28 protein-coding genes are annotated in these 26485 nt (G+C 47.6%); 26 read left to right on the forward strand and 2 right to left on the reverse strand.

Annotation, left to right across the window (positions count from 1 at the left end):
- Positions 1-5 precede the first annotated feature (5 nt).
- From fliG to CXF70_RS09495, 26 genes are all read left to right on the forward strand, one after another.
- Complete coding sequence (fliG, locus tag CXF70_RS09365) at positions 6-1019, forward strand: flagellar motor switch protein FliG (RefSeq protein WP_101802429.1); 1014 nt, start codon at positions 6-8, stop codon at positions 1017-1019.
- Positions 1012-1809: a FliH/SctL family protein gene (locus tag CXF70_RS09370; RefSeq protein ID WP_101802430.1), complete on the forward strand. Its 798-nt coding sequence runs from the start codon at positions 1012-1014 to the stop codon at positions 1807-1809. Before fliG ends, CXF70_RS09370 begins: the two co-directional genes overlap by 8 nt.
- The gene (gene fliI, locus CXF70_RS09375) at positions 1790-3112 is read left to right on the forward strand and encodes a flagellar protein export ATPase FliI (protein WP_101802547.1); all 1323 of its coding nucleotides are present in this window, start codon (positions 1790-1792) and stop codon (positions 3110-3112) included. The genes CXF70_RS09370 and fliI overlap by 20 nt, the downstream gene beginning before the upstream one ends.
- Positions 3109-3576, forward strand: coding sequence for a flagellar export protein FliJ (gene fliJ / locus CXF70_RS09380; RefSeq protein ID WP_101802431.1), 468 nt, complete (start codon positions 3109-3111; stop codon positions 3574-3576). The genes fliI and fliJ overlap by 4 nt, the downstream gene beginning before the upstream one ends.
- Entirely contained in the window at positions 3573-4970 is a 1398-nt protein-coding gene (locus CXF70_RS09385) for a flagellar hook-length control protein FliK (RefSeq protein WP_101802432.1), read from the forward strand. Before fliJ ends, CXF70_RS09385 begins: the two co-directional genes overlap by 4 nt.
- Before the next feature lie 245 nt (positions 4971-5215).
- Positions 5216-5686, forward strand: a complete 471-nt coding sequence (flgD, locus tag CXF70_RS09390) for a flagellar hook assembly protein FlgD (protein ID WP_101802433.1) — start codon at positions 5216-5218, stop codon at positions 5684-5686.
- Between the two features lie 42 nt (positions 5687-5728).
- Positions 5729-6559 carry a flagellar hook-basal body complex protein gene (locus tag CXF70_RS09395; RefSeq protein WP_101802434.1) on the forward strand — a complete coding sequence of 277 codons (831 nt, stop codon included), beginning with the start codon at positions 5729-5731 and terminating at the stop codon, positions 6557-6559.
- Positions 6560-6611: 52 nt separating this feature from the next.
- Complete coding sequence (locus CXF70_RS09400; protein WP_101802435.1) at positions 6612-6827, forward strand: flagellar FlbD family protein; 216 nt, start codon at positions 6612-6614, stop codon at positions 6825-6827.
- Positions 6828-6840: 13 nt separating this feature from the next.
- Entirely contained in the window at positions 6841-7833 is a 993-nt protein-coding gene (gene fliM / locus CXF70_RS09405; protein WP_084243329.1) for a flagellar motor switch protein FliM, read from the forward strand.
- A complete protein-coding gene (gene fliY, locus CXF70_RS09410) occupies positions 7820-8887 on the forward strand; it encodes a flagellar motor switch phosphatase FliY (RefSeq protein ID WP_101802436.1) in 1068 nt (355 codons plus the stop codon). Before fliM ends, fliY begins: the two co-directional genes overlap by 14 nt.
- A gap of 26 nt (positions 8888-8913) precedes the next feature.
- Positions 8914-9576, forward strand: coding sequence for a flagellar biosynthetic protein FliO (locus CXF70_RS09415; RefSeq protein ID WP_165850178.1), 663 nt, complete (start codon positions 8914-8916; stop codon positions 9574-9576).
- Positions 9576-10262, forward strand: a complete 687-nt coding sequence (fliP, locus tag CXF70_RS09420) for a flagellar type III secretion system pore protein FliP (protein WP_369916938.1) — start codon at positions 9576-9578, stop codon at positions 10260-10262. Before CXF70_RS09415 ends, fliP begins: the two co-directional genes overlap by 1 nt.
- Positions 10263-10281: 19 nt before the next feature.
- Complete coding sequence (fliQ, locus tag CXF70_RS09425; protein WP_033541469.1) at positions 10282-10551, forward strand: flagellar biosynthesis protein FliQ; 270 nt, start codon at positions 10282-10284, stop codon at positions 10549-10551.
- A 10-nt stretch (positions 10552-10561) separates the two neighbouring features.
- Positions 10562-11341, forward strand: a complete 780-nt coding sequence (gene fliR, locus CXF70_RS09430) for a flagellar biosynthetic protein FliR (RefSeq protein ID WP_084243325.1) — start codon at positions 10562-10564, stop codon at positions 11339-11341.
- Entirely contained in the window at positions 11342-12430 is a 1089-nt protein-coding gene (gene flhB / locus CXF70_RS09435; RefSeq protein ID WP_084243324.1) for a flagellar biosynthesis protein FlhB, read from the forward strand. It begins immediately after the preceding gene.
- A 399-nt stretch (positions 12431-12829) separates the two neighbouring features.
- Positions 12830-14887, forward strand: coding sequence for a flagellar biosynthesis protein FlhA (flhA, locus tag CXF70_RS09445; protein WP_101802438.1), 2058 nt, complete (start codon positions 12830-12832; stop codon positions 14885-14887).
- Positions 14887-16038 (forward strand): flagellar biosynthesis GTPase FlhF, encoded by a 1152-nt coding sequence (gene flhF, locus CXF70_RS09450; protein WP_101802439.1) that lies wholly within the window; start codon positions 14887-14889, stop codon positions 16036-16038. Before flhA ends, flhF begins: the two co-directional genes overlap by 1 nt.
- A complete protein-coding gene (locus CXF70_RS09455) occupies positions 16031-16888 on the forward strand; it encodes a MinD/ParA family protein (protein WP_101802440.1) in 858 nt (285 codons plus the stop codon). The genes flhF and CXF70_RS09455 overlap by 8 nt, the downstream gene beginning before the upstream one ends.
- A gap of 36 nt (positions 16889-16924) precedes the next feature.
- Positions 16925-17701 (forward strand): FliA/WhiG family RNA polymerase sigma factor, encoded by a 777-nt coding sequence (locus tag CXF70_RS09460; protein ID WP_084243320.1) that lies wholly within the window; start codon positions 16925-16927, stop codon positions 17699-17701.
- 27 nt (positions 17702-17728) lie between these two features.
- Complete coding sequence (locus CXF70_RS09465; RefSeq protein ID WP_101802441.1) at positions 17729-18238, forward strand: DUF6115 domain-containing protein; 510 nt, start codon at positions 17729-17731, stop codon at positions 18236-18238.
- Positions 18239-18253: 15 nt separating this feature from the next.
- Positions 18254-18691, forward strand: a complete 438-nt coding sequence (locus CXF70_RS09470; protein ID WP_101802442.1) for a YaaR family protein — start codon at positions 18254-18256, stop codon at positions 18689-18691.
- 373 nt (positions 18692-19064) lie between these two features.
- The gene (locus tag CXF70_RS09475; protein ID WP_084243317.1) at positions 19065-19415 is read left to right on the forward strand and encodes a PilZ domain-containing protein; all 351 of its coding nucleotides are present in this window, start codon (positions 19065-19067) and stop codon (positions 19413-19415) included.
- A gap of 135 nt (positions 19416-19550) precedes the next feature.
- A complete protein-coding gene (locus tag CXF70_RS09480; RefSeq protein WP_101802443.1) occupies positions 19551-20054 on the forward strand; it encodes an SRPBCC family protein in 504 nt (167 codons plus the stop codon).
- A 126-nt stretch (positions 20055-20180) separates the two neighbouring features.
- A complete protein-coding gene (locus tag CXF70_RS09485; protein ID WP_145990717.1) occupies positions 20181-20744 on the forward strand; it encodes a hypothetical protein in 564 nt (187 codons plus the stop codon).
- A gap of 1 nt (position 20745) precedes the next feature.
- On the forward strand, positions 20746-21519 hold the full coding sequence (locus CXF70_RS09490; protein ID WP_101802445.1) for a hypothetical protein: 774 nt from the start codon (positions 20746-20748) through the stop codon (positions 21517-21519).
- A gap of 39 nt (positions 21520-21558) precedes the next feature.
- Positions 21559-22176: an NUDIX hydrolase gene (locus CXF70_RS09495; protein WP_101802446.1), complete on the forward strand. Its 618-nt coding sequence runs from the start codon at positions 21559-21561 to the stop codon at positions 22174-22176.
- Positions 22177-22260: 84 nt separating this feature from the next.
- Here CXF70_RS09495 and CXF70_RS09500 read toward each other — a convergent pair whose 3' ends face one another.
- On the reverse strand, positions 22261-24717 hold the full coding sequence (locus CXF70_RS09500; RefSeq protein ID WP_101802447.1) for a S8 family serine peptidase: 2457 nt from the start codon (positions 24715-24717) through the stop codon (positions 22261-22263).
- Positions 24718-24890: 173 nt separating this feature from the next.
- On the reverse strand, positions 24891-26351 hold the full coding sequence (locus tag CXF70_RS09505) for a S8 family serine peptidase (RefSeq protein ID WP_101802448.1): 1461 nt from the start codon (positions 26349-26351) through the stop codon (positions 24891-24893).
- Positions 26352-26485: the final 134 nt, after the last annotated feature.

The following is a 26485-nucleotide window of genomic DNA, read 5'->3' on the forward strand; positions in this document are numbered from 1 at the left end:
GACTTATGGTTAAAGGTGCTAAAGAATTGACCGGCGTACAAAAAGTAGCCGTGTTGCTGGTGGGATTGGGTCCGGATGTGGCTGTTGAGATATTCAAGCAGCTGACGGAACCGGAAATCGACCAATTGACGATGGAAATTTCAAATGTGCGGCAGCTGAAAAGCAGCCAGACAGAAAAAGTGATAGATGAATTCTACGAAATGATTTTGGGCCAGGACTTCATGGACGAAGGCGGACTGGAATACGCGCGGGATATTTTGGAGAAGGCTTTGGGGAAAGACCGGGCGATGGATACGATCGGCCGGCTTACGAGCAGGCTGCATGTGAAACCGTTCAATTTTGCGAGAAGAGCGGATCCGAACCAGCTTTTCAATATTCTTCAGCACGAACATTCCCAGACGATTGCACTTGTGCTGTCCTATCTGGATTCAAGGCAGTCATCGCAGGTCATTGCTCAGCTTCCGCCAGCTAAACAGGCGGAAGTGGCGAAGCGGATCGCTTTGATGGAAAGTACGTCGCCGGAAGTGATCCATCAGGTGGAACAGATCATCGAACGCAAGCTGTCAGCTTCCGGAGCGCAGGATTACACGGCTACGGGCGGTGTTGAAGCGATTGTCCAGGTATTGAACAACGTGGACAGAGGAACTGAAAAAGCGATTCTTACCGAGCTGGAAATTGATAGTCCGGATCTTGTCGCTGAAATCAAGAAACGGATGTTTGTATTCGAAGACATCATTTCACTTGAAACGCGTTCAATTCAGCGTGTCATCCGTGAAGTATCGGATGCAGATCTGACATTCGCATTGAAAGTGGCGAATGAAGATGTCAAAGAAGGCATTTTCTCGAATATGTCTGCACGCAGAGCAGAAGTTATTCGTGATGAAATCGATGTTATGGGTCCTGTGAAACTGAAAGATGTGGAAAATGCACAGACAAATATTGTCGCATTGATTCGCAGCCTGGAAGAAAAAGGCGAAATTATGGTGTCCCGCGGAGATGGAGATGAGCTGATTGTCTAATGTCATCCGCTATCATCATGGAAAACCTGTCGAGACCAAAATACTCAAGACGAAAAAGATAGAGTTCCGGAATATTCAGGAAGCCGAAGATGAAAAAGATCCGGAACAGCAAAAACTGTCGATAAAACAGGAAATCGCGGCTTTATTGGCCCAGAAAAACGAGCTCGAAAAAGAGCTGCAGGAAAAACAGCAGCAGGCGCAGACCGATATTGAATTCTGGTGGGAGCAGGCACGGACTGAAGCTCAGGCAGAAGCCGAACGACTGGCGGATGTGGCAACGGCGCAAGGATTCGATGCCGGTAAACAGCAAGGTTATCTCCAAGCTGAACAAGACTTCAAGGAAAAGCGGCTCGAAATGGAAGCGCTGATCCGTGAAGCCTATAGCGAAAAGTCGAAAATCGTGCAGGAAGCGGAAACGTTTCTTCTGTCATTAAGTGTCCGCATTGCTGAACGAGTCATCAAAGAAGAATTGAAGCACCACGAAGAACAGCTTTTGAATATTGTTAAGCAAGCTTTAAAACACATCGAAGAAGCCGAAGACATCATCATGCAAGTGTCTTTGGACGATTACCCGATAATTTTACCCTTCCTGGAAGAACTTAAAACCTATGTAAGGGCAGATTGTGAATTAAAAATGATTCCAGTGGCAAATGTCGAAGCCGGCGGCTGCATGCTGCATACGCCGAGCGGTTCATATGACGTTACTATCGACAGCCAATTGGAAGAAATCAAAAAGCATTTACTCGCTTATTGTGAGGAGAAAACAAATGATGAACCAGCGGAAAGATGAATACCTGTCGCTGATCGATGAAGTGGAACCGATAAAAAAGCATGGCAAGGTCGTGCAGGTCATCGGGTTGACCATCGAATCCAAAGGGCCGAACGCCAAAATCGGTGAAATTTGCCTGCTGTATCCGAATCATTATGAAAAACCGTTTGAAGCCGAAGTCGTGGGTTTCCGTGAAAATAAATTGATGCTGATGCCGTTGAATGATATTTCCCAGATCGGGCCAGGTTGTCTCGTAGTGGCAACAGGTGTACCGCTGCAGATTAAAATCGGACCGTCGATTCTTGGCAAAGTGCTCGACGGTACAGGAAACCCGTTGGATGAAACACGGTTGCCGAAAGGGCTCAAGAAATACTCGACGAACAACACGCCGCCGAATCCATTGCAGCGGCCGAGAATCGAAAAACCATTGGAAGTCGGTGTCCGCGCAATTGATGGACTTCTCACTGTCGGGCAAGGCCAGCGCATCGGCGTGTTCGCCGGAAGCGGCGTCGGCAAGAGTACGCTGCTTGGAATGATCGCCCGGAATACGGAAGCGGACGTCAATGTCATTGCGCTGATTGGTGAACGTGGCCGTGAAGTGCGGGACTTTATCGAACGGGACCTGGGTCCGGAAGGGCTTAAGAAATCGGTCATCGTGGCCGCTACTTCCGATCAGACACCGCTTCAACGCATTAAAGGCGCAATGACGGCAACTACCATCGCGGAATATTTCCGGGATCAAGGGAAAAACGTCATGCTGATGATGGACTCGGTCACACGTTTTGCGATGGCGCAGCGCGAAGTCGGACTTGCGGTCGGCGAACCGCCGACCAGTAAAGGCTATACGCCGAGTGTCTTCGCTTTATTGCCAAAGTTATTGGAGCGCTCAGGAACTTCGGCAAAAGGATCGATCACCGCGTTCTACACGGTATTGGTTGACGGCGATGATATGAACGAACCGATTGCGGATGCAGTCCGCGGGATATTGGACGGCCACATTGTGCTGGACCGCAAAATTGCGCAAAAAGGGCAGTTTCCAGCCATCAACGTCATGGCCAGCGTCAGCCGCGTCATGCACGAAGTCGTCAGCGCTGAACATCAGAAAGCGGCTGTCGAGTTCAAGAAGATGCTGTCGGCTTATGATTCGGCAGAAGACCTCATTAACATCGGAGCTTATAAGGCCGGAGCCAATAAAGAGATAGATCAGGCCATCCGTTCTTATCCAGTCATCAAAGATTACCTGCAACAGGACATATATGAAAATACCACGCTTGATGCAAGCATCGAAAAATTGACAGAGCAATTTGGGGGGACTAAGAATTGACGCAATTCAATTTCCGATTTCAGAAAATCCTTGAACTGAAAGAGAATGAAAAAGGATTTGCCCAGATACAGATGGCTGACGCGATAAAAAAAGAAGAGGCGGGCCATCAGAAAAGCAGGGCGATCACAGACAAACTGGTGGAAGCAGAACATTTGAAAATACAAAAGCAGCAAGGCGGCGTTAATGTCGGCGAATTGCGGAAGCTTGAAATGTACATAAACCAGCTGCAGGAGCAATCCATGATCACTAACCGGGAACTGGAATTCCTTCAGGGCAATGTCACCAGAACCCAGAACCAGCTGCAACAGAAAGCGCAGGAAGAAAAGACCTGGGGCAATCTGAAAGAACAGGAGCTCAGCAGGTTCCAGGAAGAGAAAAAGGTGCAGGAACAGAATTTCTTCGACGAATTGGCGAGCACCCGTTTCTACCGAACATCACAAGCCATTACAGCTGAAAGAGGGTGAATCCGATAAATATTGCGGGTCCAGTATCTACTATGAATATTAAACCGTCCGGCGAATCAGCATCTGCCAAAGCTGAAGCCCCGTCGGCTGAAGGGTCGAAAGCCTTCTCAAGCCTGTTCCAATCGTTGGCGGGCGGCGCAAAGCAGAGCGACAGCTCCGGCCAGGCACTGCCGGAGCACTTGCTGGCAAAGATTGAAGACATGCTTGCTGCCCTGCAGGAGCAGCCAGTTGAAGAGCTTTCAGAAGAACAGCAAAAACTTATGTATGAATTGATGCAATTGGTCAATTTGCAGCCGGCAAGAAAAGAAGGGACAATTCTTGTCGATACGACTGGAAAGAGAAAGTTCACACCAGTTAATCCCGATACTGAAAAACAGATGATCCCGAAAGAAGTCCAGTTAAAACTGATCGAGCTGGTTAAAAAGTTAAGTGATATATTGCCGGCAACTGGAGCGGCTGATACTAAAAAGTTCGACGCCAGTACGAGTTTAATGGGGGTCGAAGGAAAAACAATCGCTTTGGATGCTGAAAAAATCGAAAAGATCACCAATAAAATCCTGGAGATCACCGGCTCACTCGCTGACAGCGGAAAGAAAGTTTCAGCAGCAATCGTTCAGAGCGAACAGGCAACGAAAATCAGTGCGGTGCTACCGGTTGAAACAGACAAGCAGTTAAAAGTCGCTGGGGAAAGCAAGAGCGTAGACGCGGATGAAGCACAGGCGGCTAAAGCACAACCTTCTGCTGCTGCTGTTGTCACTGCGGGTAGAAGCGACGGAGGACAGCAACAGGAAACTTCACAGCAGGATGACACCAAGCAGAGCCTGAACCAAACCGCGGCTGCGCCAGATACGGCAAAACCAACTGCCGCATCTGCGCAAGCGACAACTGCTCCTCCGGTACAGGCGAAGCCGGAGCCGCCAATGATGCCGCCCCCAGTGGTGCGGATGAACAATATGGCCGAAGAGCTGGGTGAGGTATTCAAGAACTCGATGCGCATGAGCACAAGCGGTGAAAGCACTCAGATCAAAGTGAATATTTCACCGGATCATCTTGGCCATCTGGATATTCGGCTGACAGAAACGAACGGCCGGATCGCCGCACAGATTTTCACAAGCAGCATAGCAGCAAAAGATGCCTTGGATCTTCAGCTGAATCAGCTTCGCAGCACATTGATCCAGCAAGGTTTGACGGTTGAGAAGATTGAAGTGGTGCAAAATGACTCGCAGCAATCGCTCGGCCAGCAAAATGCCCAATCCGAGCAGCGTTTCACACAACAGCAACGACAGAATAACGCCGGACGCGAAAGCAACGGCTATCAGCAGATAGAAGAAAAAACAGCAGTGCAGCGAAGCCACCTCGACTCGGGAATGATGAAAGTGGATTATACAGTTTAAACTAGTTAATCATTTCTGAACGGAAGAACTCGCTCCAGAATGACTCACAGAGATATGGAGCAAAACAGCGAAGACTCCCAGGGGAGCAGAAACAGAGTTGGCTTTCCAACTCTGTTTCGAGCGAAGTGCTGAGATCTACTCGGGCGAAGTGGAACGAGCACGAGTTAGCTCAGTGCAAGCCCCCAGGAAAGCGCAGCTGTTTTGCGGAATATCGGTTCTATAAAGAAAAGAAAAGAGGTGTTCTGATGAACGTTGCAAATACAACAACAGCCAACACGATGGCGGGGACAGCGGCAAAGACGTCCGATCCTCAAAATACGCTGGGCCAGGATGCTTTCCTGAAGATCCTCGTCACGCAGATGAAGCATCAGGATCCGATGGAGCCATTAAAGGATACGGAATTCATCGGGCAGATGGCGCAGTTCAGCAGCCTGGAGCAATTGACGAACTTGAATAAGACCATGACTAATTTTGTCGGCAGTTCCAGCAGCAATCAAACATTGGCAAATCATGCGAATCTGCTCGGCACTTCAGTCGACTGGTCATATGAAGTAAACGGCCAGATGGAAACGGGCCAGGGAGTCGTTAAAGCGTTATCAAGCAAAAACGGTGAACTGACTGTCGAACTTCTGGACAGCGGCAAAAAAATTCCACTCACAGCAATCAACCGGATTGAAATGAATACAGAAATTAAAAATGATAACGAGATTGTCTGATTCCGACTCGAATACGGACAATACTTGAAAGGGGAAAACTAAATGTTACGTTCAATGTATGCAGGTGTGTCAGGTATGAAAGGTTTCCAAACGAAACTGGATGTCATCGGTAATAATATTTCCAACGTTAATACAATCGGCTACAAGAAAAGCACAATCAACTTCCAGGATTTATTGAGCCAGAATATGTCCGGTGGAGGAGCGAACCCGATGCAAGTCGGTCTTGGGGCTTCGACAGGAGCGATCAACGTAAACCATAACGCCGGATCTTCTATGACGACAGGTGTCGGAACGGACTTGGCAATGATGGGCGACGGCTTCTTCATTGTGCAGAACCCGGATGATGTTGGAACAGACGGCGGTCAATATTTGACGCGTGCTGGTAACTTCACCGTAACAAATGAAGGGAACTTAGTGAATCCCCAAGGCTATAACGTAATGGGCTTCACAAATACCGCAGCTCAAGGTGATGATTTTGTCGCTGGCGATCTCGAAGCGATTGTTATCAACCCAAATGACTATGATTCATTCAGCATTAACCGCGCTGGTGAAGTAATCGGTAAAGCAGCTGATGGAACAGAAACGATTTTATTCGGATTAGGTATTTCGAACCCGGAAAACCCTACAGGCTTAAACAAGTTTGGGGGGTCCCTGTATGAAATGACTGGTGGAGCAAGTGCCCTTGGCATCAATGCACAAACTGTCGAGGGAGCCAACACATCCGTCGCATCCGGCATGCTTGAAATGTCGAACGTTGACCTAACGGAAGAGTTCACTGAAATGATCATTGCCCAGCGTGGCTTCCAGGCGAACTCACGCACTATCACTACTTCTGATGAAATCCTTCAAGAAGTTGTTAACCTGAAACGATAATAAAGGAGGGCGGCCTGAGGGAAGCTGAGCTTCCCTCGATAGGCGCTTTTATATGATCCTATTGACGAAATTAAATCAGACGCCGTTTACCATAAACGCGGTTTATATCGAAAGAGTCGAAGCTACACCGGATACAGTGGTGACACTGGTGTCGGGCAAAAAGATCCACGTTCTGGAGTCGGTAGGAGAAGTCACGGATAAAGTGACAGCCTATTACCAGCAGATCAGCATTTTGCCGACAGTCCAAAAGCCTGACCTGATGGAATAAGGAGGAAACATCCATGGTAGATCATTTATCAGACGAAAATATAGATGCCATTCTTTCTTCCATTAAAAAAGAGAAGCCAGCACCTTATAAGATCGGCAAAGAACGTACAGTGAATAATTATGACTTCAAAAAAGCATTGCGATTTTCGCAGGATCAGATCCGCACCTTAACACGGATCCACGAAAACTTTGCGCGCTTGCTGACTTCTTATTTTTCCACACAGCTGCGTACATATGTCCAGCTTACGGTAACGGGAGTGGAACAATATTCGTACGAGGAATTCATCCAGAATATCGAGAAAAATTCACTGCTTGGTGTATTCGAAGCAAGCCCGCTGCCTGGCAGCATGGTGATGGAATTTTCTCCGGATGTAGCGTACGTAATGTTCGACCGTCTGCTTGGCGGACAAGGGAATGCATTGAATAAAACAAGTGATTTGACGGAAATTGAAACGTCGATCATTGAACGGGTTTTCGTGAAGGCGCTGGATTGTTTCCAGGAAGCATGGACATCGGTCATCCGCTTGTCGCCGTCATTAAAGGAAATTGAAGTGAATCCGCAATTTCTGACGATGTCACCGCCGAATGAAACAGTCATCATGGTGTCGCTCCACACGAAAATCGGTGAAGTCGAAGGCGTCATTAACTTATGCCTGCCGCACCTGGTACTGGAAAAGGTGCTACCGAAACTGTCAGCACGGCATTGGCTGGCGAATCAGAAGAAAACCAAAGAAAACCATGAAGTGGCAGCTTTAGAGAAAAAGCTGCAAAACACCAAAATGAGTGTTAAAGCGGTTTTGGGCAACTCCACAATCAATATCGAAGATTTTCTGAATTTGAAAAATGGCGATGTGATCCGTCTGCAGGAATCCTTTTCGGATCCGGTGACGGTGCTCGTCGATGATAAACAGAAGTTTTTTGCTCAAGCCGGGGTCTCCAAGGGCCGTTTGGCCGTACAAATTACAGATGTTCAAACGCAGGAGGATGACAGCGATGGTAACAGGTAATTTGTCTTCAGACGAAATAAACGGCTTATTGAACCGGGGAGAGAAGGAGGAGAAGAAGATGGCGGATACGTCACTTTCCACAATTGAAAACGAAGCGCTGACGGAACTGTTCAGCGTGGCACTTGGCAGCTCATCGGCTGTATTGTCTTTATTGCTTTCGGACCAGGTGACAGTGAGTTCACCGAATTTATCAGTAAAGCCGAAAACGGAAATCATGGCAAAAACGCAGGCGCCTTTCTTCGTCCTGCTCGGTGAATACACGGGCGACGTTTCAGGCATCCAATTTGTTTCGGTGAATAAAGGGCAGGTGCAGGCATTGACTGCGATGGCGGATCCGGAAAGCGCAAGCGAAGATACAGAACGCCAATTCGAAATCCTGCAAGACATCATGCAGCAGATGTATGCATCGGTTTCTCAGACATTCTCCGCTTTATTGGAATCGGAAGTCAGCCATTCCTTGTCCGGCATGGACATGGTCGAGGACCGGGAAGATTTTCCGGCAGCGAATTTTACTGCGGAAGAATGGTTCGCCGAAGCCGCGTTTCAATTGAAAGCGCAGAACGGGCAGCACGCGGAATTTTATATGTGTATACCGGTGCGCCTGGCAAAACAAATGGCTGGAATCTTAACCGGTTCAGGTGAAGAGGAAGAGCTGGAGGAGACACAGGATATGCAATTTGACTCAAACAATGAAAGCAATTCACAGAATAAAAAAGAACAAGCCGTTACATCCCAAAACATCCAGCCGGTGCAATTTTCAAGTTTCGATGATTCGCCCGCAGCGAATACTGAACCAAATAACTTGAATATGCTGATGGATATTCCGCTTCAGGTGACAGTGGAACTGGGACGCACAAAACGGACAGTCAAAGAAATACTGGGTGTTTCCCAAGGGTCGATCATTGAACTCGACAAACTGGCAGGAGAGCCGGTCGATATTCTAGTAAACGATAAACTGATTGCCGTGGGTGAAGTTGTAGTCATCGATGAAAACTTCGGGGTCCGCGTTACCGATATCCTGTCTACAGAAGAACGAATCTCGAAGCTTCGCTAATACCTTTATGTAAGGAGTCTACAAGCTTGATCCAAAAAATGTCTTTATACAGTATTATGATGATCCTGCTGCTGACGCTGTCGGCAGTATGGGCACCATCCTTTGCACAAGCCGCTGACCCGAAAGTCAGCGACAGCTATAACACGGACCAGCCGGCAGTCGAACAGCAGGAACCACCTGCAGAAGCGGCGGCGCCAGAAGAAAAAAGCTTTATCGTGGTGATCGGCCAATTGATCTTTTATACCTTATTAATTGTTTTCATGATATACGGCCTGATCAAATTCCTGTCGATGAAGCAGAAAAATCTCCAGCCCAACCAAGCTGTAAAGCTGATGGGCGGAACAGCCTTAGGCAACAATAAATCCCTTCAGCTTGTAAAAGTGGGAGGACAGATTTATCTGATTGGTGTCGGCGATCAAGTAACATTGATCAAAGAATTCACCGAAGACGATGAAATCCATGGAATCGAAAAAGACGTGGAGACCCAAGCTTCGCCATTATTGCCGAAGACGGTCACCAGTTTCATAAAAGAAAAAGTCAGCGGACACTTGGAGAAGAACCCTTCCCAAACGAAAGGGTTTGATCAATTGTTCAGGCAGAGCCTTGATAAACAACGTAAAAAGCAGCAAAAACTGGAGTCGGATTTAGGCGGCCAGCAATCCGAGGATAAAGAAGGACGCGGGTTATGATGGATTCTCTTCTCCTGCTCGTCAATATTCCCGGAATCGATTTTGGCAACGATAATCCCGAAGATGTTTCAACGACACTGCAATTATTATTCCTGCTGACGATCTTGTCAGTAGCTCCAGGGATTTTAATCCTGATGACCAGTTTTACCCGCATCATCATCGTCTTATCCTTTGTCCGCACCGGTCTCGGGACTCAATCGATGCCGCCGAACCAGGTGTTGGTGGGACTGGCATTATTCCTCACTTTCTTCATCATGGCTCCGATATTCTCGGAGATCAATGAAACCGCGCTTCAGCCATATTTGGACGGCGAGATCGGACAGGAAGAAGCGATGGACTCAGCCGCTTTGCCGATGAAAGAGTTCATGGCGAAGCATACACGTGAAAAAGATTTAGCATTATTTTATAAATACGCTGAAATGGAAAAGCCCGACAGCATCGCGGAAATTCCGCTGACTTCGCTGATTCCGGCATTTGCCATCAGTGAGCTCAAGACAGCGTTTCAGATCGGTTTCGTCATCTTCATCCCGTTCCTGATCATCGATATGGTCGTGGCCAGCACCTTGATGGCGATGGGGATGATGATGCTGCCGCCGGTAATGATTTCATTGCCGTTCAAAATCCTGTTATTCGTACTGGTCGACGGCTGGTACCTGATCATCGAATCGCTGCTGCTTAGTTTTTAGATAAGGAAGGAAGAACTCAATGACTCCAGATATGGTAATTAAACTGGCAGAACAATCGATTTATACAATCATCATCATTGCGGCGCCGATGCTGCTGATCGCACTGGGTGTCGGCCTGCTCGTCAGTGTGTTCCAGGCGATGACACAGATACAGGAACAGACTTTGGCGTTCATCCCGAAGATTCTCGCTGTATTCATTTCGCTGGTTGTATTCGGACCGTGGATGCTGACAACGCTGTTGGATTACACGCGCAATCTGTTCCAAAGCCTTCCGCGAATAATCGGATAGGGAGCTTGCAATGAATTCTATTTTAGAAGTTTTGCCATATTTCTTATTAGTACTTATTCGGTTTACGAGTTTCTTTCTCATTGCACCGATTTTCTCGATGAAGGGCATGCCGAACCAATTCAAGATTGGCCTCGGAGTGTTCATTGCGCTGATAGCTGTTTCCACTCTGCCGGCCGAAGAGCCGATTGTGTTGGACGCCTACTATACGTTCATGGTCATAAAGGAAATCGGCGTTGGCCTGGCACTTGGATTTACAGCGGCGCTGCTGCTGTATGCGGTGCAGGTTGCCGGAGCGTTCATCGACTTTCAGATGGGATTCGCCATCGCCAATGTCATTGACCCGCAAACAGGCGCCCAGGTGCCGATCATCGGTCACTTTAAATACATGATGGCACTTCTGTTCATGCTGACGGTCAACGGCCATCATATGCTGCTTGACGGTGTCATGCACAGTCTGAGGCTGTTTCCGGTAGAAACAATGGCCTTCGCTTTTGAAGCAGGAGACCTTTCATCTTTTATATCGGCATTATTCGTACAAATGTTTACCATTGCTTTGCAAATTGCTTTGCCGATTGTCGGAGCGCTGTTCCTGGTCGATGTGGCTCTAGGGATCCTGGCGAAAACGGTGCCGCAATTAAATATTTTTGCAGTCGGTTTTCCGGTTAAGATTTTCACCGGCTTTGTCCTGCTATTGCTGACAATGCCCATCTTCTTTTATCTGCTGCAATTTTTATTCGAAAAAATCATGATGAGCATGGCGCAATTGGTCAAGATAATGGGAGGGACATAAGTGCAGAAACGATTGGTTCTTGATCTTCAGTTTTTCGCGGGTGAAAAAACCGAAAAAGCGACACCGCAGAAAAGGCAGGAGTCGAAACGCAAAGGACAGGTTGCGAAAAGCCCTGAAGTCGCTGCGGCGATGATCATGCTTGGTGGCGTCCTGTTGCTATACTTCACCGGCGGCTGGATGCTTGACCAGATTCTTGCTATGTTCCGCATCAACTTGACGCAGTTCTTCAATTGGGATCTGACACCTGCTTCCACTCGGACCCTGCTCGAACAGATGTCATTTGAAGGATTGAAAATCATGGTCCCGATGGCGTTGATTGGCATGATTTTCGGCTTTTTCGGAAACTACATACAAATCGGCCCGATTTTCTCGACAGACCCGTTGATGGCAAAACTGGAGCGGATCGACCCGATCAAAGGCGCAAAACGCATCTTCTCGGTACGCGCTCTGGTCGAACTGGCAAAATCATTATTAAAAATTTCCATCATCGGAACTGCCGCTTTCCTCGTTCTATGGGCGTCGAAAGAAGAATTGTTTTTATTGTCCCAGCAAAGTGTGCCGCATGCCTTGAGCTTTGTCGGCGGACTGGTCGTCAAACTGGGACTGACCGCTTCGATCATTCTGCTATGCCTGGCGGTGCTGGATTATATCTATCAGAAATACGAGTTCGAAAAAGGAATAAAGATGTCGAAACAGGACATCAAAGATGAGTACAAAAAATCGGAAGGCGATCCGCTCATCAAGCAGAAAATCAAAGAAAAGCAACGACAGATGAGCATGAACCGGATGATACAGGATTTGCCAAATGCGGACGTCCTGATTACAAACCCGACGCATTACGCAATCGCGATCAAATACGATGCCGAGACGATGGAAGCCCCGCAGGTCATTGCGATGGGAAAAGATCATCTGGCACTGAAAATCAAAGAAAAAGCGAAAGAACTTGATATTGTGATTATGGAAAATAAACCGCTCGCCCGCGCATTGTACGCACAAGTGGAAGTGGGCGACTACGTGCCGGAAGATCTCTTCATGGCCGTAGCCGAGGTGTTGGCATATATCTACCGTTTGAAAGGCAAAATCAGTTAGAAAAATAGAATTCATAAACGATATTCCGCAAAACAGCTTCGCTTTCCGGAGGGCTTGTGCTGAGCTAACTCGGTCTCGTTCCACTTCGTCCGAGTGGATCTCAGCACTTCACTTGGTCCCCCAGGAGTCTTCGCTGTTTTGCTCCATATCTCATATACTCTCTCAATAAAAGCCACTCTCTCAGCGCCGGCGCGCCTATGGACTGAGCGGAGCAATAAGACGAGTGCACTTCTCGGCTTATTGCGGGAGCCAAGGTGTGCCATGCGAAGATGGCCCTCCTTTGCGACGAGCAGTGCGCAGGAGCATAATCTTCGCACTGTCCTAAGCGCCAAGCGACTTATTAAAGTAAATTTTATTACATAAAAACATTCACGAAAGCATTAGGAGATGGGAAATAACTTGAAAATCAGAGATTATGCAGTCTTAGTATCCGTACTTATGATCGTCGTCATGATGGTCATTCCGTTGCCGCCATTATTACTCGATGTATTGATCCTCATAAATATCAGCCTAGCCATGACCATCCTGCTGGTGGCGATGAATACGAAAGAAGCGCTGCAATTCTCGATTTTCCCGACATTGCTGTTGTTGACGACGCTGTTCCGTCTGGGCTTGAACGTTTCGACGACACGGTCGATCCTGACCAATCAAACCGGCGGTGAAGTGATCGAGACATTCGGTTCATTCGTAGTCGGAGGGAGTGCCATCATTGGTATTCTGGTGTTCCTGATTCTTGTCATCATCCAATTCCTCGTCATCACGAAAGGTTCGGAGCGGGTAGCGGAAGTTGCCGCACGATTTACGCTCGATTCGATGCCTGGTAAACAGATGAGCATCGACGCCGATCTTGGCGCGGGAATGATTTCGGATATGGAAGCGAAAAACCGCAGGGAAAAAGTCAGCCAGGAAGCGGATTTTTACGGGGCCATGGATGGTGCCAGTAAATTCGTAAAAGGGGACGCCATTGCGGGGATTATCATTACCATCATCAATATCATCGGCGGCTTGCTGATCGGGGTTATGGTCCACGGACTGCCGGTCGGTGAAGCAGCCAGCCTGTTCACGCTCCTGTCCATCGGGGATGGTCTGGTGAGCCAGATACCGGCGCTGTTGATTTCAACGGCAATGGGTATCGTTGTAACGCGTGCCGTGTCTGACGGCAACCTCGGCTCGGATATCATCAAGCAGCTTTTCGCTTATCCGAAAATGATGTACGTCGTAGCGGGCACATTGATGATGATCGCTTTCCTGACTCCGATCAATCCTTTATTGATCTTGCCGGTTGCGGCAGTCATTGCATTTGCTGCATTCAGAATGCAGAAAGCATTGACCGAGGAAGAGAAATCCGAAAAAGAAGCCGTTTCCGGAGACGGCAAAGAAATTGAAGCCATGAAGAGTCCGGAAAGTGTCATCGACCTTCTTCATGTCGATGCTATCGAGTTTGAATTCGGTTATGGGTTGATTCCGATAGCAGATAAAAACCAGGGCGGCGATCTGCTTGACCGGGTCATCATGATCCGCCGGCAATTGGCGATGGAACTTGGGATCGTGGTGCCGGTTATCCGCATTCGCGATAATATCCAGCTCCGTCCAAACGAATACATCATCAAGATCAAAGGAAACCGCGTTGCAGCGGGTGAAATCATGCTCGACCATTATTTGGCCATGAGCCCTGGAATTGATGACGACAGCATTGAAGGCATCGAAACGATTGAACCGGCATTCGGCATGCCGGCGTTATGGGTCAATGACAGCATGAAAGAAGATGCTGAAATGGCTGGGTACGCCATCGTGGATCCGCCTTCGGTCGTGTCGACGCATCTGACGGAAGTCATTAAGCGCCACGCGCATGAATTGATCGGCCGCCAGGAAGTGAAGTCGCTGATTGAAAATATGCGTGAAGCGAGTCCGGCGGTTGTTGAAGAATTGATTCCTAATTTAATGACGATCGGGGAAGTGCAGAAAGTGCTGATGAAGCTTTTGAAAGAGAAAGTTTCCATCCGCAACCTGCTGATCATTCTCGAAACGCTGGCTGATTATTCATCGCAAACAAAAGATACAGACGTTTTGACGGAATACGTGAGACGCTCGCTGTCCCGCCAGATCACGTTGCAATATGCGCCGCACAATGAAGCCCTGAAAGTCATCACGGCAGGAGCAAGCGTCGAGAAGAAATTTGCCGAGTCGGTGCACCGTTCCGATCAGGGCAATTACTTGTCGATCGATCCGGAAACGTCCCAGCTGATTTTCCAGAAAATATCCGAACAGGCTGCGCAATTGCAGCAGACCGGCGTGCAGCCGATTCTGCTGACATCACCGGCCATCCGCATCTATATGCGCCAGTTTATCGAAGGTTTTGCACCGGATCTTCCGGTGCTGTCCTATAACGAACTCGAACCGAACATTGAGATTCAAAGCGTCGGCGTCGTCAATATCAGTGGAGGAGTAAATGTCTGATGAGATTAAAAACATATATCGTCCAGAATGTCAGTGAAGCATTGCCGATGATCAAACGGGATTTGGGAGCTGACGCATTGATCCTGAATACCAAAAAAGTGAAGACTGGAGGCTTTATCGGATTTTTCCAGAAAGAAAGACTCGAAGTGACAGCCGCTGTAGAAGCGCAGCCGAAGAAAAAGAAGGCAGCCAGTAAAGCGCCAGAGGAAGCTGCTGCAGTTCAAAAGGCATCAGTGCCGGTGCCGCCTGCTTCAATTGCTGCGCCGGAAGATTCAAACCCTCACTTAACGGGAGACTTGATCAATGAATTGAAAGGCATCAAGCAATTCATGATGCAGTCGATGCAGGAAGATCATTTGCCGGCTTCATTAAAACCGCTTAACCAGCGCTTGAGCAGCCAGGAAGTGACAAAAGAGATCCAATCTGAAATCCTGGCTAAAATGATGCTGACTATTGGCCAGCAACCGGATATCTCAGCGGCACAGATCCATAGAATGGCGAAGACGGAAATCGTCCGCCTGATCGGTCTGCACCAGCAAAAGCCTGTCCTGAAGGATCCGGAAATCATCTGCTTTATCGGACCGACCGGTGTCGGCAAGACAACGACGATTGCAAAAATCGCTGCGGATCTGCTCCTGCGGGAAGGCAAAAAGGTTGGATTGATTACATCGGATACATACCGTATCGCGGCTGTAGAGCAATTGAAAACATATGCAGGCATCCTGAACATCCCGATACAAGTGGTCGATTCGGCTGAAGACCTGAACCGCGCAATGGCGGAACTGGCTGCATGCGACATCATCCTGATGGACACTGCAGGACGCAATTACCAGCAGAAACAATACATCGACGACCTTGAAGCCCTTCTGGCTGATAAGAATAAAATCCAGATCAATCTGGTGCTCAGCCTGACTGCCAAATACGAAGACATGAAAAAAATCATCGATAATTTCCAGACCATCAAAATGGACCAGCTGCTGTTGACGAAACAAGACGAGACCAGTTCATCCGGCGCCATCTTGAACCTGATCTATCATTATTCGATTCCCGTTACTTATATTGCCAATGGCCAAAACGTTCCAGATGATATTTTAACGGCAACTCCGGAGTTGATCGCAAATTTTGTGCTAGGGGAAGATGACAATGATTGATCAGGCAAAACAATTGCGTGAAAAAATGATGCAGAAAAAACCGAAAAAAGAACGCAGACAGACACGCACCATTGCTGTCACCAGCGGAAAAGGCGGCGTCGGTAAATCGAATTTCGCTTTGAACTTCGCCTTGAGTCTGGTTGAGCAGAACCGGAAAGTGCTGATCTTCGACGTGGACCTGGGCTTTGCCAATGTTGATGTATTGCTTGGCCGGTCACCTGAAGAGTCGATTGCGACGATGGTGGAAAAAGATTTATCGATTTGGGACATCATTGAAGAAGGGCCTAATGGTTTATTGTTCATTTCCGGAGGGACCGGATTCAACGAAATGTTCAAACTGGATGAAGCAAAGATGAAGAAGTTCTTTGACGAACTCAGTGAGATTCAAGGACACGTCGATTATGTGATTCTTGATACTGGCGCAGGATTGTCGGATGAAAACCTCCGCTTTATCCTGGCTGCCGACGATGTAATCCTTGTTACGACGCCTGAACCGACATCAATTACGGATGCTTACTCCATTGTGAAAATGGTCCATGTAAAAGATCCGAATGTCCATATGAAGTTGATCATCAATCAATGTACAACCGAAAAAGAAGGCAGACAGACGGCGGACAATTTCCGCCAGGTGACACAGCAATTCCTCGGGAAAGAAATCGGCACATTAGGTTATATTCCGAGTGACTCGAATATTCCGGCTGCTGTGAAGAAACAAGTGCCGTTTCTGTTGGCATTTCCGAACACTTACGCTTCACAGGCGATGAGAAAAGTGACGGGTGAATTTCTCGACTTGCCTGTACCTTATAAGCTTGGCATCAAAGGGTTTCTGCTGAAAATGCTGTTTAAATAGACGTGTCGCGGTATCAAAAAAATGGTGGTGAAACGCTTGTTGAATGATAAATTATCAAAAGAGGAACTGGAATACTGGGAAGGCTGGCAACAGGGGCGTGATCCGGAAGCCGGGAATTACCTGGTCGAACGTTATATGCCGCTGGTTGATTATGTGACACAGCGCTTTATGATCAGCCTGCCAAAAACAGTGGACAAAGATGATATACGCAGCCTGGCTTTCGAAGGGCTTCTTGACGCATTTGATAAATTCAACCTGGAGCGGGACCTGAAGTTCGAAACCTATGCAGCATGGAGAATCAAAGGCGCAATCATCGATGGTTTGCGCCATAGTGACTGGCTGCCGCGTTCTGTACGTGAGAAAGTGAAGAAAATCGAAAAAGCGTACGCGATTCTTGAACAGGAAAATAATCATTCGGTAACCGATGCCGAAGTCAGCAAATATCTCGGCATCTCTAAAGCTGAACTCAATAAAACCGTATCGGAAGCGGCATTGTCGACGATGATTTCCATGGATGAAAATCCTTTTGAAGACAATAACCAGGTAGGTAAATACAATATGGTAGGAAACGGCGACGCGGGTTCACCCGAGCGCCGCCTCTATGAACGCACCATCAAGGAAGCATTGACTGCAGCAATCGGGCGGTTGCCTGAGAAAGAGAAAATCGTTGTTTCACTGTGTTATTTCGAAGACTTGAAATTGACGGAAATTGCCGAAGTTCTGGGCGTCAGTGTTTCCCGTGTCTCCCAATTGCATTCAAAGGCAATTTTGCGGCTGCATTCGGCGACACTTTCGGTCCATGAGTATTATTAAGCTGCGCACGATACAGAAAGACAGGTGATGGCCATGGATTGGCTGCTGATTGGACTCATTTTATTGGCGATAGCCGTAAATATACGATCGTTTATCGTCTTGAACCAATTCCAGAAACAGCGCAAAGCCATGCTGGAGGACGCAGAAGCCGTCCATTCCAGCATGGAGGACTTTGTAGCGAATCTGGAGCAGGAGAATGACGAACTTTATAACCGGCTGGTGGAACATATTGCTCAAAAAGAAAGCCGCATGGAAGAACGGATGCGTGAACTGGAACTGAAAATCGGCATTGCCGATTCTGTTCAGCCGGCTGATGAAACGCCAGTTGCGCCAAAGAGCAAAACGGGGAAACAAAAGAAAACGGTTAAGGCGGCAGAACCGGAAATTGACCCTGATCTGCCAGAAAATGAAAAAATAGAGCAATTGCATAAACAAGGATTCTCTTCAGCGCAAATCGCCAAAGTGGTGAAGGCGGAACGAGGGGAAATTGAATTGACCATCAATATGTATAAAAAGAAGCAAAGCTATCAGAAGTAAGATGGGGTGACTGTGATGCGCATTGAAAGCCAGACAAAAATTCCGGGCGACCGGATTCAGAAAAATACAGTGGAAAATAAATCAATCGACTCGTTTGCAAACGTCATGAAAAAATCACAATCGAAATTGCAGTTGGATGCCTTGCATCAATTGATGAGCCGTGTCGACGCCCAAGGAGAAAAACTGGGCGAACAGCGTACCTTTGAAAATTTACGTGATTATAAAAATCTTGTAAAAGAATTTATGAGAGAAGCCCTAAGTTTTGGTATACAATTAACTGATAAGCAAAGCTTTTCTCCTGGTGGTGGCATGAAAAATCATCAAATAGTGGAAGTCATTGACAAAAAATTGATTGAACTTCAGGACGAAGTGTTAAATAATGAAAAGGAAGGCTTGGAGACACTCCAGTCAATCGGAGAAATCAAAGGCTTGCTGATTAATTTATACATGTAAAAGCGGTGTCCGAAGTTAAAAGGGGTCTTTCCGCTTAATTTCCTGCTTTTACATATATAAGTTGGAGTAACGAAGCAAAATTCATATACCGCTTCAGCGCTTTGGACAAGCCTCCCGCAATAAGCCGAGAAGACCACTCGTCTTATTGCTCCGGCCAGTCCGGCGACGCGCTATCGCTAAAATTCACTTCTAGATATGGAGCAAAATAGCGAAGACTCCTGGAGGACCAGCGAAGTGCTGAAATCCACTCGGGCGTTTAGCCCGAGTTAGTTCAGCGCAAGCCCTCCGGAAAGCGAAGCTGTTTTGCGGAATATCGACTGCTACAGCTATTACTTATATTTTTAAAAAGAGAGAAGATTGAGGGGAGAAAGAAATGAGCGAAAATCGCCGCGAGTTTTTCCGTGTAATTTTTCATGAATCGGTCAATGGCAAAGTCACCCGTCTCGGGGAAGCTCCAATGTCTATAGTGGTAGACAATATCAGTGTGAACGGTATGAGATTTACTTCGCCGGTCAATATTCCGATGGGCGAACGGCTGGAATGCAGTTTTGAAATACTGGAGCAGGCGTTTCTGCTTGAAGGGACCATTGTAAGAAAGTCGACGCGAAATGACAGAGTCGAATACGGAGTCGGTTTTACGATTGATCAGGAAACATCATCGCAATTATTCAAACATCTTAATTATTATCAGATCCGCCAAAGAAAAGGCTCTTACGCGGATTGAGCAGTATTGCAGAGAAAGCTGGCACCGCGAAAATTTCGCAGTGCCAGCTTTTTTATATCCGAAAAGTTAAGATGGAAGTATGCTAAAATAAATTATAAGAACATTCCGTTATTTACTAAGGGAAGGAGCGTAAAGATGAAAAAGACAGCGACAATTGTGCTGACGGTGGCACGGAGGATCAACGCGAATTCAACTGATGTTTTTAAAGCCTGGACCAAACCGGAACTGATGAAAAAATGGCTGTTCACGACGGAAGCCACGAATGTGGTAGCGAAAAACGATTTGCGTGTCGGCGGGAAATGGGAAATCGTGGACCGTCGGGAAGGGGAGGAGTACCGCGCGACAGGAGAGTATCTGGAAATCGACGCACCTCACCGGCTGGGCTTCACTTTTGAAATGCCGCAATTCAACGACTTGCAGGACCAGGTCATCGTTTGGGTTTCACCGGTCGGGCAGGCATGTGAAATGACCTTCAAGCAGGAAATCGTTGTGCCTCACGAAGAAAGCTGGGGACCTGAAGACATCCAACAAGCAATGAAGGAATACAGTGAGCAGTCAGAAGAAGGCTGGGACAAGATGTTTGAAGGGCTGAAACAATTAGTGGAAACCGGGGATGTCACACCAAGCGACAATAAATGAATCGCTGACAAAAAATTAGCTGCCGCCTTCATATTCATTGCGGCAGCTTTTTAGTGAAACCTTTTTGGCGGAATTGCTACTAATGGGATAAAGAAGCTGCAATTATAGGCGAGAGGGCGGTCAGTTGTGAGAAATATACTGTTGTTTATAATGATTGCTGTAATGATTTCTGGGGCAATGGGTTGGCCTACAGCAGCAAGTGCCTGTTCCTGTGAACAACCACCTGGCGTGGCGGAAGAATTGGAGCGTTCCGATGCAGTATTCAGCGGCAAGGCGATTCTGGTCGATGAAAAACCGGTGCTGTTTTCAGCAGCGACACGCTCTGTTGTATTTCAAGTGGCCCAGGTCTGGAAAGGACCCGCGCATTCACAGATAAAAATAAAAACTGGTCAAGGTGGCGGGGATTGCGGGATTAATTTCAGTGCCGGACAGGAATATCTGGTGTATGCAGTGAAATCCGAGATGTACGGAGCAAATGAGCTGACGACCATCATCTGTGACCGGACAGCTGTTTTAAGCCAGGCGCAAGGAGATTTTGCGGTGTTGGGAGAAGGGCAGGAACCGACAGAAGAAGTGGATTTGCTCAGCCGGAGCAACTGGCTGATTCCACTTGGAGGATTTATTGTCCTCGTGATTCTCGCAATCATTATTTACCGAAAAAAAAGGAAATTAACTGGAGCAGGTGAATAAGATGAAAGCATCTGAAGAGATAATGGCCGTATGGCGGAAATTCGACGGCTTTCCGATGGAAACACTGACGAAGGCGTGGCTCTATTCGAAACGGGGGAACCGGAAACAGCGGGATGTTGAAACTATGAAACAGCATCGTGAAGAGTTCGGCGTAACAGGGAATTGCTTTGATTTGGCGATCTGGTTATTGGATGCATTCAAAGAAGCAGGGATAAAAACTTATCCGATCGGCAGTGAGCTGGGAACGGGGGATGACCATGCGGCGGTCATGGCTGTCGACCGCATTGGCCGACGATTCTTGTGTGATCTGGGAGACCAGTGGCTGCAGCCGATTTTGATCGATGGTGATGACGAGGCTTACACCGATGAAAAACTGGCAGGCTTTTTTCCGGGTGCTGAGGTGCAGGTGCTGCCGGAAAATAATCATTTTCAAGTGGTTTATCACCGGCCGAACGGCAAGTTTTCAACGCAGGTTTATTCATCCCTTCCGGTGCCGATGGAGGAATTTCTGGCGGCGGCGAATTTCTCGCAGAGCCATGTGTATCCGAAGCCGCTGCTGGAGGTTCGTTTGCCATGGGGCAATGAAATTGCGCATTGGGAATTCGACGATTGGAAAAGCTTTTTAAGCACGAGCCATGGACTCGTTGAAGACCCGCCCCTGGAAACGATTGATGAATGGGTGGCGCGGATCCATGAGAAGAGCGGTTATGATAAAACGCTTTTAAAAGAATCGCTGGAATATTTTAAGGGTCTCAGCAAATCCCCTTCATCCTGAGACCTTTTCCGTTTCAATTAAGAAAAGAGGTTTGAATGAATGGATAAAGAAATGATCATGGCTTGCGAGGAAGACGGCACGCCGATCAGAATCGCAACGCGTGAAGAAATACATATAAAAGGTTTATGGCATGAAACGTTCCATTGCTGGATTGTGGAAATCAAGGACGGCACGCCGTATATCCATCTGCAATTGCGCAGCTCTGACAAAAAGGATTTTCCCGATCTGCTGGATATCAGCGCAGCGGGCCATATTCTTGCGCACGAATCGATCGTGGATGGAGTCAGGGAAATCGAAGAGGAACTGGGGATTGATGTGAAGTTTGAGGATTTGATTTCTTTGGGTGTCATCAAAGACCAGCTGTCGTTGAAAAATTTCAAAGACAACGAAAGATGCCATGTTTTCCTGTATAAAACAGCGCACGATTTGAACGGAGCCTACCGCTTCCAGAAAGAAGAAGTGGCGGGCATGTTCAAATTCGATTTTCAGGATTTCTATCATTTATGCATGGGTGACAAGGAAAGAATCGAAAGTACGGATGAACTTGCCTCTTCGCATACGCCGTCACGGAAAAGTGTTGCATTGGCGGATCTCGTGCCCCACGGAGCTTCCTATTTGGAGCAGGTAGTGATAAGGATACAAAAAGAATTGGACTGAAGTTAAAATTGTTCTGAAGCAGCAGAGGCGAACAAAAATAAAAACCCGCAAACAGCCATTTCAGGCAGGTTTGCGGGTTTTCGATTAATTTGTGAAAAATGCTTCGTACTGGCGGCTGAATGCTACAGCAAAATCACCGCGCAGAACTTGTTCGCCAGGGTTGAAGACAGCTTCTACCGTCGGCTTCAAATCGTATTTTCCTTGTGTCACAGAGAATTGAGCGTTAAGAATATTCAAATCCAACGCGAGCTGGACATATGGTTTTAAATCAGCAGGAATACTGTCCTGATCTTTGATGGCAATACGTTCATCTTTATACTGAACCGTGACAGCGCCGCTGAAGGCTTCTGCCTGTTTTTGCAAACCAAGGCTTTGCACCAGTGAGTAGGCAAGTTCAGCTTTCGTTACATTGCCTTTCGGATTGAAAGTTCCGTTGTCTTTGGCTTTCATGACGCCGTTGAACACTTGTCCGTAATCACGGAACGCTGCTCCTTTTGCTGTAACTGCTTCAGCGTAGGGTGTAACGGCAGAGTCTGTATCGGTAAAGCTTGGTGTTGCAGGAAGGCTTTGTCGGATCTCAGCACCCATTACCAAATAAGTGGCAAGGTCTGCACGCGTCAATTTATCATCCGGTCTGAACTGGCCTTTTGAGTTGGAATCGAAAAGACGGTTCTTAACGCCCATAGCGATTGCCGGTTCTGCAGGGTGGCCAGAAATATCAGTCAGACCCGTTATCTCGTTCACTTTTGTAAAGGCTAATGTGCCTTTGACAGTTTCCGGCAAAGCCAGTCCGACCGGATTCAGTTCATCTCCGCGCAAGCCGCGAACTTCAGCTTTCCATTCACCGGCCGACGGGTTGTTTACAATAACTGTACGGTCATAGGTAGTCGCGAATAGCAAGCTGATTCCTGAACTGTATTCTGTTCCGTCCGGCGAAATTAACACTAAGTTCACTGGATTGCCTGTGGCTTCAAGCAAACCGGCTGCGTTCGCTTTTGCCGCGACTGTCGAAACGCCTTCTTCAACAGTAAATGTGTGCTGTGAACTCACAGAAGCGATATATTCCACAGCAAACTCCTCCTGGCTGGTCTGTTCCGAAACGTTGGCATTGAATACTGTTTCGCTATTTAACGTTTCGCCGTATGTTTTATTGTTGAATACGGCGTCGATAGCTGCGTAAGCATTCACATAACCTGCTCCGACTTCCCATGATTCATAGCCAGGCATGTTCGTTGCTGTCTGCTGAAGAACTGTTTTTACTTCGTCAGGTGACAGTGCTGGATCTGCTTCCAATAATAAGGCGGTGATTCCTGCTACGTGCGGCGTAGCCATTGAAGTACCGCTCATCGTTGTGTAATAAGGCAAGTATGCCGGTTCAATGGCGGCAGCATCGGCATCAGCGGCCAAAGCGGTAAGTGGTGAAACCGTTCTGGTGGAAACGATGTCAACGCCTGGAGCTACGATAGAAGGAGAGTCTTCCCATGTCCACGTTTTGCCGTGCAGATCAAACGTGCCGCCAACGTCTTTTGTTCCGCGTGACGAGAAATCAGCGAGCGTGCCGTCTTTTTCACCAGCACCCACTGAAATCACCCATGGTGCTTTAGCGTATGGATTATGCGTGTTTTCGCCGGGACCTTCATTTCCTGCTGCGAATAAAACAACGATTCCACGGTCATAGGCTTTCTTGCTGGCAAGATTGATCGGATGGTTCGGATCGAAGTCGCCTGAAGAGCCCCATGAGTTAGTGATGACGCGGATATTGTATTCGTTCTGATGCGTAACGGCGTAATCGAAACCACCGATGCCATCAAGAACGAACAAAGCTCCACCGGAACCGTAACCGATCAGGTCAGCGCCGGGTGCGGCACCTTCGTATTTTCCTCCTGAAAGTGCGCCGGTCCCGCCAACTGTGCCTGCCACGTGCGTTCCGTGACCAGAGTTGGTATCGGTGTTAGGCACATTTTCTGTGTAAGAAACAGGGAGTAAACCTGTGATGCTTTGAAGATTTGTAGTTCCCAGAACGTTCTGTACCAAATTTCTGCCCAGTTCATGATCTTTATGCGTGCCATCGACACCGCTGTCGTTGACGACAACGCCGATGCCATCACCGGAAACCGGCAGGCCGCCGTTCAATTTTCTGAATGAATCATCCTGTTGTGCTTTATCGACGCCTGTAATCAGGTTGGCGTCGGCATTGAAATATTCCAATTTTTCATTAAGATAAACGGATTGAACTTGTTCATTGTCTGCCAGTTGTTCGACTTGCTGTTTAGTTGCGAGAGCGCCCACAATCGGAAGGCTCTGCATGCTGATGGCGGATTCAATTCCTAATCCTTCCAACAGGGACAGCTGCGCTTCTGTGGGCTTTTCATCTCCCCGGAAAGTGATAATTACCTGGGCAACTTCGGCATCACCGAGAGCCGCCCAGACTTTTTCGTCTACTGCTGTGGAAGTGGCAGATACTGTGCTGTTTGCATTAACGGACGAAAAAGCCGGGAAGATAAGAAATAACATCAGGACGATCAACAGAATTTTTTTCATTTACACATTCTCCTTTTCGCAATAGTTTGAAAAATTCTATTTAATTATCATCCGGCAGCATAATTTTTCCTATTACGCAAAAGGTGTATTTTTTAAACCCCCTTGGCCTACCTGATTTACTACCAAAGGAGTAGCATAAAAAAAGCCCCTTTGGGTAAAGGAGCGGTAAAAAATCATTTTTTGGCATTTTTTTTCGAAGTTGTTGATGTGGCGGTGTCAGCTTTTAATAACGTGATCGCTTCATAGGCATTTACATAGCCGGCACCAGCCTCCCAGGTTTCATATCCAGGCATAGGCGTGGCACTCTGTTGCAGAAGCTCTTTTATTTCAGCGGGCGAAAGGGTCGGATCCACTTCAAGGATCAGAGCGATGATGCCTGCTACATGCGGAGCGGCCATCGATGTTCCACTGAAAGTCGTGTAATACGGAAGGTGGGCCGGTGAAATTCCGGATGCATCCTGCTCAAGACTCAAAGCTGATAAAGGCGTGACTACACGTGTTGACACAATGTCGACTCCTGGAGCGGTAACAGTCGGACGATCTGCCCAAGTGAATGTTTCGTCATCGATTACTACAGTGCCGCCTTTGGCTTCAACGCCACGTGATGAAAAATCTGCCAGGTTCATAGAAGAATCACCTGCTGCGACCGTAACGACCCACGGGGCTTTTTTATAGTTTCCGGAAATGGTCGACTCCCCGGGACCTGAATTCCCTGCTGAGAAAACGGTGGTGATGCCGCGTTCGTATAATTTTTTGGTTGCGATGTTGATCGGATGGTTCGGATCAAAGTCTGTATTGGAATCACTCGTGTCGCCCCAGGAGTTCGTGATGACACGGATATTGTATTCGTTTTGGTGGGTAAGGGCATAGTCGAAGCCGCCGATGGTATCCATAATGGCGATTGCTGCCCCGGATCCATAACCGATGAGATTTGCTCCAGGCGCAACGCCTTCGTATTTACCTCCTGACATAGCGCCTGTTCCGCCGACTGTCCCAGTTACATGCGTACCGTGGCCGGAAGTGGAGTCGGTGTTAGGCACGTTTTCCAGGTAGGCAACCGGAAGCAATCCGATTGTGCTGTTCAAGTTGATATTGGCCATGACATTCTGTACCAGGTTTTTGCCGAGCTCATGATCTTTATGTGTGCCGTCTACACCGCTGTCATTGATGACTACACCGATATTTTCACCAGTGATCGGCAAACCGCCGTTAGCGGCTTGGAAATCGGCGTCTTCACGTACTTGGTCGACTCCAGTCAAAGATGTGGATGTTTCATTATCATATTGAAGAGGGGCATTGTAATAAATAGATTGAATTCCTTCAGAAGCCGACAATTTTTCGATTTGCGCAGGAGTCAGCAGCGCGCCGGCAATTGGCAGGCTTTGAAAAAGGACTGCATTGGTAATGCCGAGGCTTTCCAGTAATTGAATACTTCCGGCATCCGGACTATCGACGTTTTTAAAGGTAATGAGTACCTCGATGGGAGTCAGCCGGTTTTGCAATAACTCCTGTAATTTGGAGTCAATTACTGTCTCTTCGCTGAAAGCTGAAGATTTTTGGTGGAGAGAAAAGGGATTGAATGCGAGTCCGAGTGCTAAACAGATGGCGCTGATAACGATGAGAAATCTCTTCATGATTAATCCTCCTATTTTTTCAGAATATTTCTACTTATAATAATTTCATTTATTCCGTTATTACGCCATTCATCGCGTGACGTATTTTCACCTACTCAAAAAGCCGTACCCTCTACTACTTAGGTAGTAGAGGG

Source organism: Planomicrobium sp. MB-3u-38, from assembly GCF_002836425.1.
GTDB lineage: Bacteria > Bacillota > Bacilli > Bacillales_A > Planococcaceae > Planococcus > Planococcus okeanokoites.